Here is a 14,895-nt window from a genome sequence, read left to right as displayed (position 1 = left end):
CAACCGCGGATCGTGCGGGCGTGGCAGCATGGCGTCATGCGTCTGACCGTGCTGGGTTGTTCGGGGAGTTTGTCGGGTCCCGACTCGCCCGCGTCGGGGTACCTGTTGACGGTGCCCGGTTGCCAGCCGGTGGTGATGGACTTCGGTCCCGGCGTCCTCGGATCACTGCTGCAGCACGCCGATCCGAATGATGTCGCCATCGCGCTCAGTCACCTGCACGCCGATCACTGTCTGGATCTCCCGGGCCTGTTGGTCTGGCGCCGTTACAGCCCGGTGCCGGCGGTGGGGCGCGGCACGCTGATCGGACCGCCCGGAACCGCAGACCGGATCGGGGCGGCGTCGTCGGAGTATGCGGGCGAGCTCGACGACATCACGGACACGTTCGGTGTCAGCTCCTGGATCGATGGCGGTGAGATCGAACTCGGTGGGATGAAGTTCTTCTCCCGTCTGGTCAATCACCCGCCGGCAACGTTCGGATTCCGGGTGACCGGTCCGGAAGGTCAGGTGCTCACCTACAGCGGCGACACCGGGGTGTGCGACGAACTCATCGAACTCGCCGAGGGAGCCGACGTGTTCCTGTGTGAGGCGTCGTGGACCCACGACCCGGTGAACCGGCCACCGAATCTGCATCTGTCCGGTCGGGAGGCGGGGGAGGCGGCGGCCAAGGCCGGCGTCAAGAGCCTGCTGTTGACCCATCTGCCGCCGTGGACATGGCCCGAAGAAGTGCTCGCGGAGGCCAGAGTCGCCTACGACGGTCCGATTCGGGTGGTCCGCCGCGGTGACGTGATCAACATCGCCTGACGCCCACCCGCATACTGCTGCCGGGGCGACTCGATAGGGTGGGCCCTGTGAGTAGACGTGCAGATGGCCGAACCGATGACGAACTGCGGAAGGTGACCATCACCCGTGGTTTCACCAATCACCCCGCCGGATCAGTACTTGTGGAATTCGGGGATACGCGGGTGATGTGCACCGCCAGCGTCACCGAAGGTGTGCCGCGCTGGCGCCGCGGATCCGGACTCGGCTGGCTGACCGCCGAGTACGCGATGTTGCCTGCGGCCACCCACGATCGTTCCGACCGTGAATCGGTCAAGGGCAAGGTCGGCGGACGGACGCAGGAGATCAGCCGTCTCATCGGCCGGTCGCTGCGGGCCTGCATCGACCTCGCCGCGCTGGGGGAGAACACCATCGCACTCGACTGCGACGTGCTGCAGGCCGATGGCGGTACCCGAACCGCCGCGATCACCGGCGCCTACGTGGCTCTGTCCGATGCGGTGACCTACCTGAACGCGGCCGGGAAACTGGCTGATCCGCAACCGATCTCATGCGGCATCGCAGCGGTCAGCGTCGGTGTCGTCGACGGCCGCGTGCGGCTCGACCTGCCGTACGAAGAGGATTCGCGTGCCGAGGTCGACATGAACGTGGTCGCCACCGACACCGGGACGCTGGTCGAGATCCAGGGCACCGGCGAGGGCGCGACGTTCCCGCGGTCCACACTCGACCGGTTGCTGGATTCGGCGATGGCCGGCATCGAGCAGCTGTTCGTGGTGCAGCGCGAGGCGTTGGCACTGCCGTATCCGGGCCGGCTTCCCGAGCCCGAGATCACCGGAAAACGTAAGGCTTTCGGCAGCTGATGAACCAGATCCTGGTCGCCAGCCGCAACAAGAAGAAGCTCGCCGAACTGCGTCGTGTCGTCGAGCAGGCAGGCATCGAGGGCTTGCAGGTCGTCGGGCTCGACGAGGTGCCACCGTTCGACGAGGCCCCCGAGACCGGGGCCACGTTCGAGGAGAACGCACTGGCCAAGGCCCGCGACGCGTTCGCGGCCACCGGGTTGCCGAGTGTTGCAGACGATTCCGGTCTCGAGGTCGACGCCCTGAACGGGATGCCCGGCGTGCTCTCGGCGCGCTGGTCGGGCCGTCACGGCGACGACATCGCCAACCTGGAGTTGCTGCTCAATCAGCTCGGAGACGTCCCCGAGGATCGTCGCGGCGCGGGATTCGTATCGGCGTGCGCGCTGGTCACCGCGGATTCCGAAGTGGTGGTCCGGGGTCAGTGGCGGGGGCGGATCATCGCAGAACCGGTCGGCGACAACGGTTTCGGATACGACCCCGTGTTCGTGCCGGACGAGGAAGCGGAGACCGGGCGCAGTGCGGCGCAGCTCTCACCGGCCGAGAAGGACGCCCTGAGTCATCGCGGCCGAGCCCTCGCCCAGCTGGTGCCTGCACTGCAGGCCCTGGCTTCGAACTAGTTCCCCCGGGACCGGGCCGGGTTCGGATCAGATACCGAACTGGGCCCGGATCTCCTGGGTGCGCTTGTGTTCCACCCAGAACGACAGGAACGGGATGGTTCCGGCGAGCAGCGTGTAGATCGCCTTGCCGATCGGCCAGCGGACCTTGATGCCCAGGTCGATCGCCATGATCAGGTAGATGAAGTAGACCCAGCCGTGCACGAATGGCACGAAGTCGAGGGTGTGGTCGTCGAAGCCGTAGAGCATGATCATCTCGGCGACCAGCAGGAGCAGCCACAGACCGGTGATCCATGCCATCACCCGGTACCGCAGCAGTGCGCCCTTGACCTTGTTCGGCGGCGTCGTCGTGGTCACCGTGGTGGTCGATTCGGCGGGGGTCTGGCTCACTGATTGCTCCGTTGCGGGTTGTCGGCTTGGTATTTGTCTGCGGGGTATTTGTCAGCGGGGTGATCGTCGGTGCCGGGGGAAGCGGTGGCGCGACGGGCGGCGGCGTCGTTGAGTTCGGCCAGCAGACGGTTGTACTCGGCGATCTGGGCGCCGTCGTCGGTGCCGTCCTCGACCAGCGGCGTCGGTGCTGCATTCGGTCGGGGCGGGAGGATCCCTTCCGGGATCTCCGTCACGCCGTGGCTGTTGTTGAGCTTGTCGACCTCTTCGGGATCGGACTCGAGGACGACGAACTTGCGGTAGGCGTAGACACAGAACGCCGCGAACGCGGGCCATTGGAGGGCGTACCCCAGGTTCTGGCCCGTCCCACCGGTCGATTCGAACTGCTGCCACTGCCACCACGCCAGGCCCAGGCAGGTGGCGGCCGCCACCACAACCAGCGCTATGAGTGCTGGTCGGTGCCTTCGTTTGTTCGATGCCATGTCTTGACGGTACCTAAGTGATTCAAGTCGCAGGTCAGCCGGTACTCTGTCTCGTGCACGCGCGAGTGGCGGAATTGGCAGACGCGCTGGATTTAGGTTCCAGTGTCTACGGACGTGGGGGTTCAAGTCCCCCCTCGCGCACCACCTGATCGATGTTGTCTTCCCGTCCCTGTCAGGGGAAGGTGCCGTTCGGCCACGCCCAGCAAATGGCGGGCGGCGTCTCCGCATCCGCATCAACGTCTGCAGGCATCGCCGCCCTGCCGTGGTTGAGAGTACCAGGGATTCGAACGTATGATCGAACCGTGAAGGTGGCAGATATAGGCGGCGACGGTGGACAACCGCGGGGCGCGGCGTTCATCCCGGTCGGGCATGTCGCCGTGTCGATCGATCTGGTGACGCTCTATGCCTATCAGCCGCACCACTCCGGCATCTATCACCCCGAGGGACTGCAATTCCGCCGCATGACTGTGGGAGTGCTCACCGAATGGGGGATGACCGAGTGGGGTGAATGGTTCGGCAAGGTGACCTACACGATCCCGGCGCGGGGACGCGAGGAGAAGGTGACCCATTGGGTGCCGGGTTGGGCACTGCGCCCGGTCGGTGAGCCCGAACGCAAGTGATCGCCGACGGTCATCGGTCGCCGCGGTGGCATCACGTGGCATCCGGGTGGATCCTGGAAAGACCATGTCTGCGAACCTCACGGCCTCCGGCCGGCGGTCGGCACGAGCTGCCGTTGCGGTCTGGTTGATCACTGTTCAAGTCGTGCTGACGGCCTCGGCCGGCGCGTTGTTCTGTGGGGTCGGCGGCGCGACGGTGGAACCCGCTGACACCCGACTGCCGTTGCAGTCGTCGAGCGAGGACTCGGTGAACGCGGCCGCCGCCGCTGCCGAGAACGCCGCTGCCGCCGCAGGCGGGATCGAGTTGGAGGCGGCGATCCTCGACCCGAGCACCGGTGCATTGGCCCTCGGTGGCCGCAGCGCCCCGCCCATGCTGTCGGCCTCGCTCTCGAAACTGGTTGTGGTGGTGGACATCATCGACCGGCGGCGCGATGGGAGTGTGATGGTCGGTGGCGCCGACCTCGATCTGATCCGCCGAGTCCTCGGACCCAGTGACGACTCTGCGATGACCGACCTGTGGGCCCGCTTCGACGGGCCGGGTGCCGTCGACCGGGTGGGCCCGCGGGTCGGATTCAGCGGGACGGTCGCACCGGCAGATTCGACGGACTGGGGCGAGATGACGATCACCGCGGCAGACATCGCGCGCCTCTACCGGCACGTACTGGGCATGCCGGAGCCCGACCGGGACCTGATCCTCGATTCACTCGCTGCGGCACCGGCCGTCGCAGCCGATGGTTTTGTCCAGTACTTCGGTCTGCTCGCTGCGTGGCCCCCGGGCCGGGCCGTCGCGAAACAGGGCTGGATGTGTTGCTGGGGTCAAACCGGATACCTGCACAGCGCGGGCCTCGTCGAGGGGGACGGGGACGGGGACGGACGATTCGTTGTTGCCCTGCTCAGTCGGCAACTGTACGAACAGGATTGGCAACCGGCGCGCGACCGGCTGACGTCCGTGGCGGCTGCTGTGAACGATGCGCTCGGCACCCCCTGAGCACAGGAAAGGGAGACCATCCAAGGATGGTCTCCCTTTCTGGGTGGGTGCCGTTCGACTCTGCCCGCCTACTTCGTGTAGAGACCCTCGATCACGGCGGTGTGTGAATCGTGGATCACGTTGCGCTTGAGCTTGAGGGTCGGCGTGAGTTCGCCCGTTTCGATGGTGAAGTCGGTCTCGATGATCCGGTACTTCTTGATCGCCTCGGCCTTGGACACCAGCGCGTTTGCCGCGGCGATGGCCTCATCGACATCGGCCAGAATGTCCTTGTGCTCCAGCAGGTCCGAGATCGCTGTGTCGGCCGGCAGGTCGTGGCGTTCGAGCCAACCCGGGAGTGCCTCAGGATCAAGGGTGATCAGGGCGGCGATGAACGGCTTGTTGTCACCGACCACGAGTGCCTGGCTCACCAGGGGATGGGCTCGGACCGCATCTTCCATCTGGGCCGGCGAGACGTTCTTGCCGCCAGCGGTGACGATCAGTTCCTTCTTGCGGCCCGTGATCGACAGGAAGCCGTCATCGAGTGATCCGATGTCCCCGGTGTGGAACCAGCCATCCTTGATGGCCTCTTTGGTGGCCTGCTCGTTCTTCCAGTAACCACCGAAGACCACCGGTCCCTTGAGCAGGACCTCGCCGTCGTCGGCGATCGCGACGGACTGGCCATGGACCGGACGTCCGACGGTTCCGATGCGTTGGGCGCCTTCGGCGTTGACGGTGACGGCGGCGGTGGTCTCACTGAGGCCGTAGCCCTCGTAGATCGGGACGCCGATGCCGCGGAAGAAGTGACCCAGACGTGCGCCCAGGGCCGCGCCACCCGAGACTGCGCTGTCGCACCTGCCGCCCAGCGCCGCGCGCAGCTTCGAGTAGACCAACACGTCGAACAGCTTGTGCTTGACCTTGAGGACCAGGCCGGGACCGCCGGCCTCCAGTGCCTTCGAGTACTCGATGGCGGTATCGGTTGCCGCGGCGAAGATCTTGCCCTTGCCGCCGTCCTCGGCCTTTTGCTTGGCCCCGTTGTAGACCTTTTCGAAGACCCGGGGGACCGAGAGCAGGTAGCTGGGCTTGAAGGCGGCCAGTTCGTCCATGAGGGTGGGGGACACCGTCGTGTGGCCGAGTTGCACCAGGTGCATGACCGAGGCCACCGAGATGACCCGCGCGAAGATGTGCGCCAGTGGAAGGAACAGCAGCGTGGAGCTGCCCTCGGACATCAGATCCCCGAGGGTGACCCGGACGGCGTGGCATTCGTGGATGAAGTTGGCGTGTGTGAGCGCCACACCTTTTGGCTTGCCGGTGGTTCCGGAGGTGTAGACGAGGGTCGCGACGTCGGCCGCCAGGGTGTTGGCGTGGCGTTGTTCGAGTTCGTCGTCGCCGATCGCAGCTCCGCGCTTGACCAGTTCATCGATCGCGCCTTCCTCGATGACGAGGGTTTCCTTCAGCTCGGCCAGGTCGGTGAGCACCGGCGAGTGTTGCGATTTCTGTTCCGCCGTCTCGAGGATCAGCACCGATGTCCCGGAGTTCTCGACGATGTATTGAACCTGCGAGGGCGACGAGGTCTCGTAGATCGCGACGGTGGTGCCGCCGGCCCGCCAGACGGCGTAGTCGATGACGGTCCACTCGTAGCGGGTGGCCGAGAGGATGGAGACCCGGTCACCCGGACCGACGCCCGAGGCGATGAAACCCTTGGCGACCTTGTCGACCAGATCGGCGAATTCCTTGGTGGTCACGTCGTACCAGGAACCGTCCGCTGCGCGGCGCTTGAAGAGAGTTTTTGTGGGCGACTCGGCGCGGTGCTTCAGCATCGAATCGACGATGGACGCCTTCTCGGGAACAACGAAGTCCGAGGGGACGGTGATCTCTTGCACGTGGGCCTCCAGTGGAAACGAGTGGCGGACGATGGGTGACCGACCAATTCGGACACTCTAACTGTGGGCCAGGTTACCTTTTCTTATTACTCGCGAGTAGGGGGCTGGTCGTGTAAGCGCGTCGCGTCCTCACCATGCGGCTCACGAATAACGGATTCAAGCTGATCACGGCTACAGTGGATAGCGATGACAGACAGTATTGGTGCGGCCCCCACGAGTGATATTGCCGCCGAAAATGAAGAAACCGTGACCTTCGCAGATCTCGGGATGGATCCCCGCGTGTTGCAGGCGCTCACGGACGTGGGTTACGAAACCCCCTCGCCGATCCAGGCAGCGACAATTCCGCCGCTCCTCGAGGGCCGGGATGTGGTTGGTCTTGCACAGACCGGTACGGGTAAGACGGCCGCCTTCGCGGTGCCGATTCTCTCGGGTATCGATCCGAGCGCACGCAAGCCCAAGGCGCTGATCCTCGCACCGACGCGTGAACTCGCGTTGCAGGTCGCCGAGGCCTTCGGCCGTTACTCGGTGCATCTGCCCGGAGTGAAGGTGCTGCCGATCTACGGCGGCCAGAGCTACACCGTGCAGTTGTCCGGTCTGCGCCGCGGCGCCCAGATCGTGGTGGGCACCCCCGGTCGCGTGATCGATCACCTCGACAAGGGCACCCTCGACATCTCCGAGCTCGACTACCTCGTCCTCGACGAGGCGGACGAGATGCTCAACATGGGTTTCGCCGAGGACGTCGAGCGCATCCTGCGTGACACCCCTGACTCCAAGCAGGTGGCACTGTTCTCCGCCACCATGCCGAAGACCATCGGGCGCTTGTCGCAGAAGTACCTGAAGAACCCGGTCGAGATCACGATGAAGGCCAAGACCGCGACTGCGTCGAACATCACGCAGCGCTATCTGCAGGTCTCTCATCAGCGCAAACTCGACGCACTGACCCGTGTACTCGAGGTCGAGACGTTCGACGCGATGATCGTGTTCGTCCGTACCAAGCAGGCCACCGAGGATCTCGCCGAACGGCTGCGTTCGCGTGGCTTCTCGGCGGCCGCGATCAACGGTGACATCGCCCAGGCGCAGCGTGAGCGGACGATCGCGCAGCTCAAGAACGGTCAGGTCGACATCCTGGTCGCCACCGACGTCGCCGCCCGCGGGCTCGACGTCGAGCGGATCTCGCACGTCCTCAACTACGACATCCCGCACGACACCGAGGCCTACGTGCACCGCATCGGCCGTACCGGCCGCGCCGGTCGTTCGGGCAACGCGCTGCTCTTCGTGTCGCCGCGGGAGCGTCACCTGCTCCGCGCGATCGAGAAGGCCACGCGTCAGCCGCTCGAAGAAATCGGTCTGCCCAGCGTCGACGACGTCAACGCACAGCGGGTGACGAAATTCGGCGAGTCGATCACCGCGAATCTGGGATCGGAGAACCTCGATCTCTTCCGCAAACTGATCGAGAACTACGCCAGCGAGAACGACGTCACCATGGCCGACATCGCGGCCGCGCTGGCACTGGAGACGCGGGACGGTGGATTCCTGCTCTCACCCGATCCGCCGGCGAGCGAGCGCAAGGACCGTGACCGCAAGGAACGCTCTGAGCGTTCCGGTGGCGACGGTGACTTTGCGACGTACCGGCTGGCTGTCGGACGGCAGAACAACGTCACCCCGGGTGCCATCGTGGGCGCGATCGCCAACGAGGGCGGTCTGTCCCGTGGCGATTTCGGTCACATCAGCATCCGCGCCGACCACTCGCTGGTCGAGCTGCCCCGCAATCTCGACCGCGAGACGTTGTCGCGTTTGCGGAGTACGCGTATCGCCGGTGTGCCCATCGGAATCAAGAAGGACGAGGGTTCGCCCCGTGGCCGCTCGCAGGGCGGTTCGAAGAGCTATGGCAACAAGTCGTTCAGCCGCGATCGGCGGGGTACGCAGAAGGTTGCCGGCCGGGGTCGTCCCTAGCGGAGTTGGCAGAACCGGTTCCTATTGCTCGATAGCATGTCCGTGTTGGGGAAGTGTTCGACAAAATGAGATCTTCCCGTAACAATGCTGGTTGGCCTCACGATCTAACCAGTGGCGCATGTATCTCGAGCAATAGGGAACGGTGATGACTTCAGTGGTGACGGCGGATCCGATTTCGGCAGCTGAGGCTGCCGAGCACCGTGATCGCGGAACGGCGATCGTGGTCGACATGCGACCACAGGTCGTGCGGCATCAGGGCAGTCTGCCCGGGGCCGTGGTGGTAGAGCCCGGTGAGTTGGAGGATGCCTTCGACCCGGGCTCGAGCCGTCGGATCCCGGTGATCGACAGTCTCGACACCGAGATCGATGTCGTATCGGTGAAATCACAATCAGCTCGGATCGCCGAGAAGATCGCGTCCCTGGGGTATACGAACGTTCATTACGTGGTCGGCGGGTACCGCGCGTTGCGCGCGGCCATCGCGCCCAAATGACGACAGGCCGTTAAAGACACGCGCTGTGAACCGAGACGCTCCAGCGGGTAGCGTTCAGGGTGATAAATAGTGTCAACCTGAGGCTTAACTCGAGGACGTGATGACCGATTCGGTGTCCGGCGACGACCGGCGTGGCAGGGTTCTGCGGTTGTTGCAGTTCCTGCATGAACTGATCCGCGCAAAATCGTCGGTCATTCGTGACGTGAGCGACCACGCCGGCGTGGTCTGGATCGGTGACGGCTATGACATCCCGATCAACCGGGATGCCGCCGTCGGCCAGGTCATCGCCGAGCTGTCGCGTGAGAATCCCGCACAGAACACCGCGTATGACCTTCTCGCGCAGGCGATCGACGAGTTGGCCGAGCGCCCTGAGTCACTCGAACTCGTACTCGCCTCGGGACTGCTCACCTACGGCGACCCGGTTGCGGTCCGCGAGCACCTTGTGACCCAGCCGGTCGTTGCCGACCACGACCACGCCGCGGGCACGATCACCGTCAAGCTCGCCGGTGGTACCCAGCCGGTACTGCATGCCGGACATCTGCTGACCGGCTTCGACGGGTTCGATCTGACCGTCTCGGCCGAACTGTCCGGCCAGCTCGCCACCACGCGCTCGCCGGTGGCGGACTCCATCGAGAAGTTCTTCACCAAGTGGCGCCGGGCCGTCGCCGACGACCCGGCCTCGGTCACGGTCGATCTCGAGCCCGCTCTGGTGCTCCGTCGACGTGGTTCGGCGCCGTTGCTCGACTATTACGAAGAAATGATCGTGGCTCTGCGCGACGAGTCGCACGAGATCCCGATCGGTCTGGCCCAGCTCGTGGAGGCGGTTGAGGCGGACGAACGTATTCGGCGTCTGCGTGACAGTGGGGCGATGTCGGCCGAAGAACTCGTCGAGGACGCGCTGTATCCGTTGCCGTCCAACGTCGAGCAGCGCGACATCCTGGCCCAGCTCGGTCTCGACAGCGGTGTGGTGGTGGAGGGTCCGCCCGGAACCGGTAAGACCCACACGATCGCCAACCTGATGACTGCGTTGCTGGCCAAGGGGCAGCGGGTGCTGGTCGTCTCCGAAAAGGCGCAGGCCCTGCACGTGCTGCGGGAGAAGCTGCCCGTCGAAGTACAGCAACTGGCGGTGTCGATCACCGATGTCACCAAGGACGGGTCGCAGTCGCTGATCGACAGCGTGGAGGCAATTGCCAACCGCAAGGGCAGTTTTCAGTCCCGCGTGGCGACGAGCGAGATCAAGAATCTGCGGTCCAAGCGTGACCAGGCCCGGTCGAAGCGGGAGCAGATCCTGCGCGACATCTGGCAGCTGCGCGAGTCCGAGACCGAGAAGCACGAGTGGGTCGCAGCCGACTACAGCGGCACCGCTGCGGGCATCGTCCGGCAATGCAATGAGGTTGCCGCGCAGCATGACTGGCTACCAGGACCGCTTCACAGTCCGTTGCCGCCGCTGGAGCGCGAAGAGTTGGACCGGTTGCTCGAACTGCTGGGCCGTCGCACCGACCGCTGGGCGAGTCGGATCGGCCAGCATCTGCCCGACCTCGACCTCGTGCTGCCCGGGACGGTCGAACTCGAGTCGATCTGTAACCGGGTTCGCAATAGACCCACCGAGCAGATGGTCGGCAGCGGTTCGCTGCTGGCGATCTTGGCCGATGTCGACAGTGCGCGGTTGCTGCGGGTCAAGGCAAGGTGTGATCGGCTCGGCGCCGCCGTGCGCGAAGTCCGCACGTTCCCACCACATCTGCAGCAGATGGCCGACCGGTTGCTCTCGGGTGAGGCCTCGTACCTGTGGACCCGGGTCACCGCGTTGTCTTCGGTGATCGACGACGCCACAGAACGGGACACCCGGATCGGGACCCATACGGTCGAGGGGCATGGTGCCGCACCCGGCGACGCGGTCGTCTACGAGAAGGCGGCGCAGTACCTCGAGTCCGGTGGCCAGTGGCGGGGGCGTTTCCGCAAGGCCCCGGAGCAGAAGGCAGTCGAAGAACTCGGTGCCACCTACACCGTCGACGGTCGCGAACCCACAGATGCCGCGTCGCTACGCATGGTCGCCGATCATCTCGGCGTGATCGACGCGGTCTCCCGCGTCCAGGCGATCCTTGCCGAGGTGGGTGTGCCGATGGACACCTCCGGGACGCGATCGGTCCAGCTCGGACGGTTGGTCCGCCTCGACGGACAACTGGCCTGGGTCTCCGAATTGCTCACCGGCCGTGATCAGTTGGTCCGTGAACTCAATGCGATCAGCCCCGGTGGCCCGCGGCCGAAGAGCATCGACGAGGTCGAAGAGGTGGCTCGGCAGGCCGGTGCGATCGCCGCGGCCAACGACGGTGTCCTGGCCCGCCGCGAACTCGACGACATCGCCCGTGCGTTGTCGGCCGAGGTCGAGAAGGGTCCGTCACCCGAAGGCGACGCGCTTCTGGCCGCAGTGCGGGCAGCGGACGCCGATGCGGTTCTGGAGGCCCGCCGGGCCTGGCACAGCGCCCGCATCGAACTCGAAAACCAGGGCGCGCTCGATCTGCTGGAGTTGAGGCTGAAAGCGAAGGCTCCGGCGCTGGTCAAGCTCCTGGTCGAAACCGCCGAGGATCCGGTGTGGGAAGACCGACTCGAGGACCTCGACGCGGCCTGGTCGTGGCGACGTGCCTATCAGTGGGCCCAGGAACGCAGCGATCCCGACCGCGAGAGGCGTCTGGAGGCCGACCTCGACGAGGTCGAGGCCGACATCACGCACTTCACCTCCCGGCTGGCCGCCGCATGTGCCTGGCGGGAATGCCTCGAGCACATGACCGTCAGTCAGGTGCAGGCTCTGCAGTCCTATCGTGACCACATCACCAACATCGGTAAGGGCTCGGGCAAACATGCCGAGCGCTTCCGGCTGGCAGCACGTTCGGCGATGGCACAGGCGCAGACCGCGGTGCCGGCGTGGATCATGCCGATCGCGCAGGTTCTCAGTTCGGTTGCACCCGTCCAGAACTCCTTCGACGTGGTCATCGTCGACGAGGCCAGCCAGGCGGACATCTCTAGCCTGTTCCTGCTGTGGCTGGCGCCGCGGGTGATCGTCGTCGGCGACGATCGGCAGTGCGCGCCAGGTGGTTTCGGTGGCTCGGGGATGGAAGAGGTGTTCGCCAAGCTCGACACCTACCTGCCCGACATCCCGCAATACATGCGCGACAGCCTCACCCCACGGTCGAGCCTGTTCTCGATGCTGCGGACGAGGTTCGGTCATGTGGTGCGGTTGCGTGAACATTTCCGGTCGATGCCGGAGATCATCGAGTTCTCCAGCCGGCAGTTCTACCCGGACGCACCGCTGATCCCGGTGCGCCAGTTCGGTGCCGACCGGTTGCCGCCGTTGCGCACCCGTTACGTCGAGAACGCCCGGAGCACCGGCTCGAACTCGTCGCTGGTCAATGCCGACGAGGCCGCCGCGCTGGTCCGCGTGCTGACCGAGTGCCTGCAGGATCCGCGCTACGACGGGATGTCCTTCGGGGTGGTGGTGCTGCAGGGGCAGCGGCAGGTCGATCTGCTGACCCAGCTGTTACGGGAGGCCGTGGATCCGCAGGTGTGGCGTGACCGCAACCTCCGGGTCGGCACGCCGCCGGACTTCCAGGGCGACGAACGCCATGTGGTGTTCTTGTCGATGGTGGTCTGCCCGGACACCAATGTGAACGTCTTGCGGCGCAGCGAGTCCCAGCGACGTATCAACGTTGCGGCATCTCGCGCGATGGAGCAGCTGTGGCTGGTCCATTCCGTGCAGCCCGACGATCTCAAAGACAACGACCTGCGCTATTCACTGCTGACATACATGCAGAAGACCGAGGGCGCAGTGGTGGAACCGATGCCGACCGGCGTCACCCCGACCTCACGTACCGAACCGTTCGATTCACTGTTCGAGCAGCAGATCTTCGTCGACCTGGTCGATCGCGGGTTCTATGTGAATCCGAAAGTGGTGGTGAACAATCGGGTTGTCGATCTGGTCGTCACCGGCAGCGACGCCAGGCTGGCAGTGGAATGCGACGGAGACGAGTTCACCAGTACACCCGAACAGGCCCGCGCCGACATGGAGCGCGAGCGCGAACTCCGGCGGTGCGGCTGGAGGTTCTGGCGGGTGCGGGAATCGGAGTATCTGCTCAATCCGGAGCACGCCCTGGACGGTCTGTGGGATGAACTCGAAAAACGTGGTGTGCAACCCAACTCGGTGGGGGCGGACCTGGCCGGCGGCCCGGTCGACGACCCATGGCAGCCGGTGGCACTGACCGGCGGCGACTAGGGGGAGACCTCCCGCAGCAGTGCCGGCAGGCCCAGGCCTGCGGTGGTCTGCATGAAGTGGGTCACCGACGAACTCAAAGGTGTTGGCTCCGGGTTGATCTCGATGACCGGTATGCCGACCGCGAGTGCTCGCTCGGGCAGCGAGGCAGCCGGGTAGACCAGTCCCGATGTGCCCACGACGATCATCAGGTCGCATCCGACGGCGGCAGCGGCCGCGCGATCCCAGGCGTCGGTGGGCAGTGCCTCGCCGAACCACACCACTCCGGGGCGTACCTCCGAGAGGCATTGCGGGCACGAGGGAGGCTCGATACGTGGTGTGTCGGTTGCCATCTCCGGATCGGCGTCGACACCGGAGTAGGGCAGATCGCAATTCGAGCACCGGGGTTCGAACAGACTGCCGTGAAGATGTGCGATGACATCGCTGCCGGCGCGCTCGTGGAGATCGTCGACGTTCTGGGTGATCACCGAGACGGCGCGGCGGCCGGCCCACTCGGCCAGCGCCACATGTCCCGGATTGGGAGTGGTGGAGCGCACCAGTTTGGCGCGCCACTGGTACCAGGCCCAGACCATCGCGGAGTCGCGCGACCAGGCATCGGGAGTGGCCAGTTCGGTTGGGTCGAAGCGTTCCCACAGACCGCTCTGGCTGTCGCGGAAGGTCGGCACGTTGCTCTCCGCGGACATTCCGGCACCCGAGCAGACGGTCACCCGGTCCGCGCTGTAGACGAGTTCGGCGATCGCGGGGTCGATGGTGGGTTCAGTCATCGGTGGCCGAGTTCTCCAGTTGTGCGCGCAGGATCGCGGCGGTTGCGGGCAGGTCGGGGTCACGCCGGGTCAAGAGTCCCTTTGCCAGGGTCAGTTTGTCGCCGTGATGGCGTGGGACCACGTGTAGATGCGAATGGAACACGGATTGAAATGCCGCCCGGCCGTCGTTGACCAGTAGGTTGACCCCGTCGGCGGCGATCGAGGAAGCGCGCAGTGCGGCGGCGACCGCCTGGCCCGCGACAAAGAGCTTGCCACCCGATTCCGGGCTCAGTTCGGCGAGGTCGGCGGCGTGTTTCTTCGGGATCAGCAGGGTGTGGCCGGGCCGGACCGGGCGGATATCGAGGAATCCCAGGACGTCGGCATCCTCATAGACGATGTGGGCGGGCGAGGAACCGTCGGCGATGGCACAGAATATGCACTCCGTCATGCGCTCACCCTAGTGGCAGTGCGCGATGACGCGGCCGGCGACCAAATTAATTGTCACGGTTCGGTAACAACTTTCAGGGCTCGAACCGGGCCGGCCGGGTGGTCGTTCGGGCGGTGTGAGCTGGCTTTATTCGGCCGCTGGATGTGCACCGTGCATCCCCCGCGTGGTTACCGGTGAGGTTACCGATGGGTATACCCGCGGGTCACTTACAAACATGAGGAAAACCTCATTTTTGTGTGCCAACATGGTCTCCATGCGCATCTGACGACGCCGGGCGTCGAGGCCTGGCTCTGTAGATGAATCATGTTGAAAGACAACGTGATCGACAGCGTAGTGAACGCTCTAGGGCGGGAACGGCTCGCAGGTGCGCAACCAAGGACGATGTGCGGTGTCACGCCCGCAAACAATCAAGATGCAACATG

Annotated in this window: 13 protein-coding genes and 1 tRNA gene; 9 read left to right on the top strand and 5 right to left on the bottom strand. The window is 65.3% G+C overall.

The annotated features are described in order from the left end of the window. The first annotated feature begins 36 nt into the window (after window positions 1-36). Genes AC51GR_RS15055 through rdgB form a run of 3 tightly spaced genes read left to right on the top strand, consistent with a single transcriptional unit; the run spans window position 37 to window position 2,248 of the window. On the top strand, window positions 37-801 hold the full coding sequence (locus AC51GR_RS15055) for a cyclic nucleotide-degrading phosphodiesterase (RefSeq protein ID WP_496325431.1): 765 nt from the start codon (window positions 37-39) through the stop codon (window positions 799-801). A gap of 47 nt (window positions 802-848) precedes the next feature. Then, a complete protein-coding gene (rph, locus tag AC51GR_RS15050) occupies window positions 849-1,634 on the top strand; it encodes a ribonuclease PH (RefSeq protein WP_496325430.1) in 786 nt (261 codons plus the stop codon). Next, window positions 1,634-2,248, top strand: a complete 615-nt coding sequence (rdgB, locus tag AC51GR_RS15045) for an RdgB/HAM1 family non-canonical purine NTP pyrophosphatase (RefSeq protein ID WP_496325429.1) — start codon at window positions 1,634-1,636, stop codon at window positions 2,246-2,248. Before rph ends, rdgB begins: the two co-directional genes overlap by 1 nt. Before the next feature lie 27 nt (window positions 2,249-2,275). On the opposite strand, the gene AC51GR_RS15040 is transcribed toward rdgB, so the two are convergent. Both AC51GR_RS15040 and AC51GR_RS15035 read right to left on the bottom strand, forming a co-directional pair. After that, the gene (locus AC51GR_RS15040; protein WP_496325428.1) at window positions 2,276-2,635 is read right to left on the bottom strand and encodes a DUF3817 domain-containing protein; all 360 of its coding nucleotides are present in this window, start codon (window positions 2,633-2,635) and stop codon (window positions 2,276-2,278) included. Then, window positions 2,632-3,114, bottom strand: a complete 483-nt coding sequence (locus AC51GR_RS15035; RefSeq protein WP_496325427.1) for a transcriptional regulator — start codon at window positions 3,112-3,114, stop codon at window positions 2,632-2,634. Before AC51GR_RS15035 ends, AC51GR_RS15040 begins: the two co-directional genes overlap by 4 nt. Before the next feature lie 59 nt (window positions 3,115-3,173). Here AC51GR_RS15035 and AC51GR_RS15030 point away from each other — a divergent pair. The 3 genes from AC51GR_RS15030 (at window position 3,174) to AC51GR_RS15020 (ending at window position 4,719) form a co-directional block, all read left to right on the top strand. After that, window positions 3,174-3,258, top strand: a tRNA-Leu gene (locus AC51GR_RS15030). A gap of 164 nt (window positions 3,259-3,422) precedes the next feature. Next, a complete protein-coding gene (locus AC51GR_RS15025; protein ID WP_496325474.1) occupies window positions 3,423-3,734 on the top strand; it encodes a hypothetical protein in 312 nt (103 codons plus the stop codon). A gap of 64 nt (window positions 3,735-3,798) precedes the next feature. Next, complete coding sequence (locus AC51GR_RS15020) at window positions 3,799-4,719, top strand: serine hydrolase (protein ID WP_496325426.1); 921 nt, start codon at window positions 3,799-3,801, stop codon at window positions 4,717-4,719. 68 nt (window positions 4,720-4,787) lie between these two features. Here the strand turns inward: AC51GR_RS15020 and AC51GR_RS15015 are convergent, their stop codons facing one another. Next, window positions 4,788-6,578 (bottom strand): AMP-dependent synthetase/ligase, encoded by a 1,791-nt coding sequence (locus tag AC51GR_RS15015; RefSeq protein ID WP_496325425.1) that lies wholly within the window; start codon window positions 6,576-6,578, stop codon window positions 4,788-4,790. 267 nt (window positions 6,579-6,845) lie between these two features. Here AC51GR_RS15015 and AC51GR_RS15010 point away from each other — a divergent pair, with 267 nt between their 5' ends. The 3 genes from AC51GR_RS15010 (at window position 6,846) to AC51GR_RS15000 (ending at window position 13,285) form a co-directional block, all read left to right on the top strand. After that, the gene (locus tag AC51GR_RS15010; protein ID WP_496325473.1) at window positions 6,846-8,531 is read left to right on the top strand and encodes a DEAD/DEAH box helicase; all 1,686 of its coding nucleotides are present in this window, start codon (window positions 6,846-6,848) and stop codon (window positions 8,529-8,531) included. A 145-nt stretch (window positions 8,532-8,676) separates the two neighbouring features. Further along, the gene (locus AC51GR_RS15005) at window positions 8,677-9,021 is read left to right on the top strand and encodes a rhodanese-like domain-containing protein (protein ID WP_496325424.1); all 345 of its coding nucleotides are present in this window, start codon (window positions 8,677-8,679) and stop codon (window positions 9,019-9,021) included. 100 nt (window positions 9,022-9,121) lie between these two features. Further along, complete coding sequence (locus AC51GR_RS15000) at window positions 9,122-13,285, top strand: PDDEXK-like endonuclease domain-containing protein (RefSeq protein WP_496325423.1); 4,164 nt, start codon at window positions 9,122-9,124, stop codon at window positions 13,283-13,285. Here AC51GR_RS15000 and AC51GR_RS14995 read toward each other — a convergent pair. Together AC51GR_RS14995 and AC51GR_RS14990 are read right to left on the bottom strand one after the other, a co-directional pair. Continuing rightward, the gene (locus tag AC51GR_RS14995) at window positions 13,282-14,046 is read right to left on the bottom strand and encodes an SIR2 family NAD-dependent protein deacylase (RefSeq protein ID WP_496325422.1); all 765 of its coding nucleotides are present in this window, start codon (window positions 14,044-14,046) and stop codon (window positions 13,282-13,284) included. The genes AC51GR_RS15000 and AC51GR_RS14995 overlap by 4 nt on opposite strands. After that, window positions 14,039-14,473 (bottom strand): HIT family protein, encoded by a 435-nt coding sequence (locus AC51GR_RS14990; protein WP_496325421.1) that lies wholly within the window; start codon window positions 14,471-14,473, stop codon window positions 14,039-14,041. Before AC51GR_RS14990 ends, AC51GR_RS14995 begins: the two co-directional genes overlap by 8 nt. Window positions 14,474-14,895: the final 422 nt, after the last annotated feature.

The organism is Williamsia sp. z71 (assembly GCF_059553375.1).
This window is presented reverse-complemented; position numbering and strand designations above follow the sequence as displayed.

What these genes read in the sequence shown, in the direction of transcription:
- AC51GR_RS15055 (WP_496325431.1), top strand. Translation starts at nt 37, where the DNA reads ATGCGTCTGACCGTGCTGGGTTGTTCGGGGAGTTTGTCGGGTCCCGAC.
- rdgB (WP_496325429.1), top strand. Translation starts at nt 1,634, where the DNA reads ATGAACCAGATCCTGGTCGCCAGCCGCAACAAGAAGAAGCTCGCCGAA.
- AC51GR_RS15035 (WP_496325427.1), bottom strand. Translation starts at nt 3,114, where the DNA reads ATGGCATCGAACAAACGAAGGCACCGACCAGCACTCATAGCGCTGGTT.
- AC51GR_RS15020 (WP_496325426.1), top strand. Translation starts at nt 3,799, where the DNA reads ATGTCTGCGAACCTCACGGCCTCCGGCCGGCGGTCGGCACGAGCTGCC.
- AC51GR_RS15010 (WP_496325473.1), top strand. Translation starts at nt 6,846, where the DNA reads ATGGATCCCCGCGTGTTGCAGGCGCTCACGGACGTGGGTTACGAAACC.
- AC51GR_RS15005 (WP_496325424.1), top strand. Translation starts at nt 8,677, where the DNA reads ATGACTTCAGTGGTGACGGCGGATCCGATTTCGGCAGCTGAGGCTGCC.
- AC51GR_RS15000 (WP_496325423.1), top strand. Translation starts at nt 9,122, where the DNA reads ATGACCGATTCGGTGTCCGGCGACGACCGGCGTGGCAGGGTTCTGCGG.
- AC51GR_RS14995 (WP_496325422.1), bottom strand. Translation starts at nt 14,046, where the DNA reads ATGACTGAACCCACCATCGACCCCGCGATCGCCGAACTCGTCTACAGC.
- AC51GR_RS14990 (WP_496325421.1), bottom strand. Translation starts at nt 14,473, where the DNA reads ATGACGGAGTGCATATTCTGTGCCATCGCCGACGGTTCCTCGCCCGCC.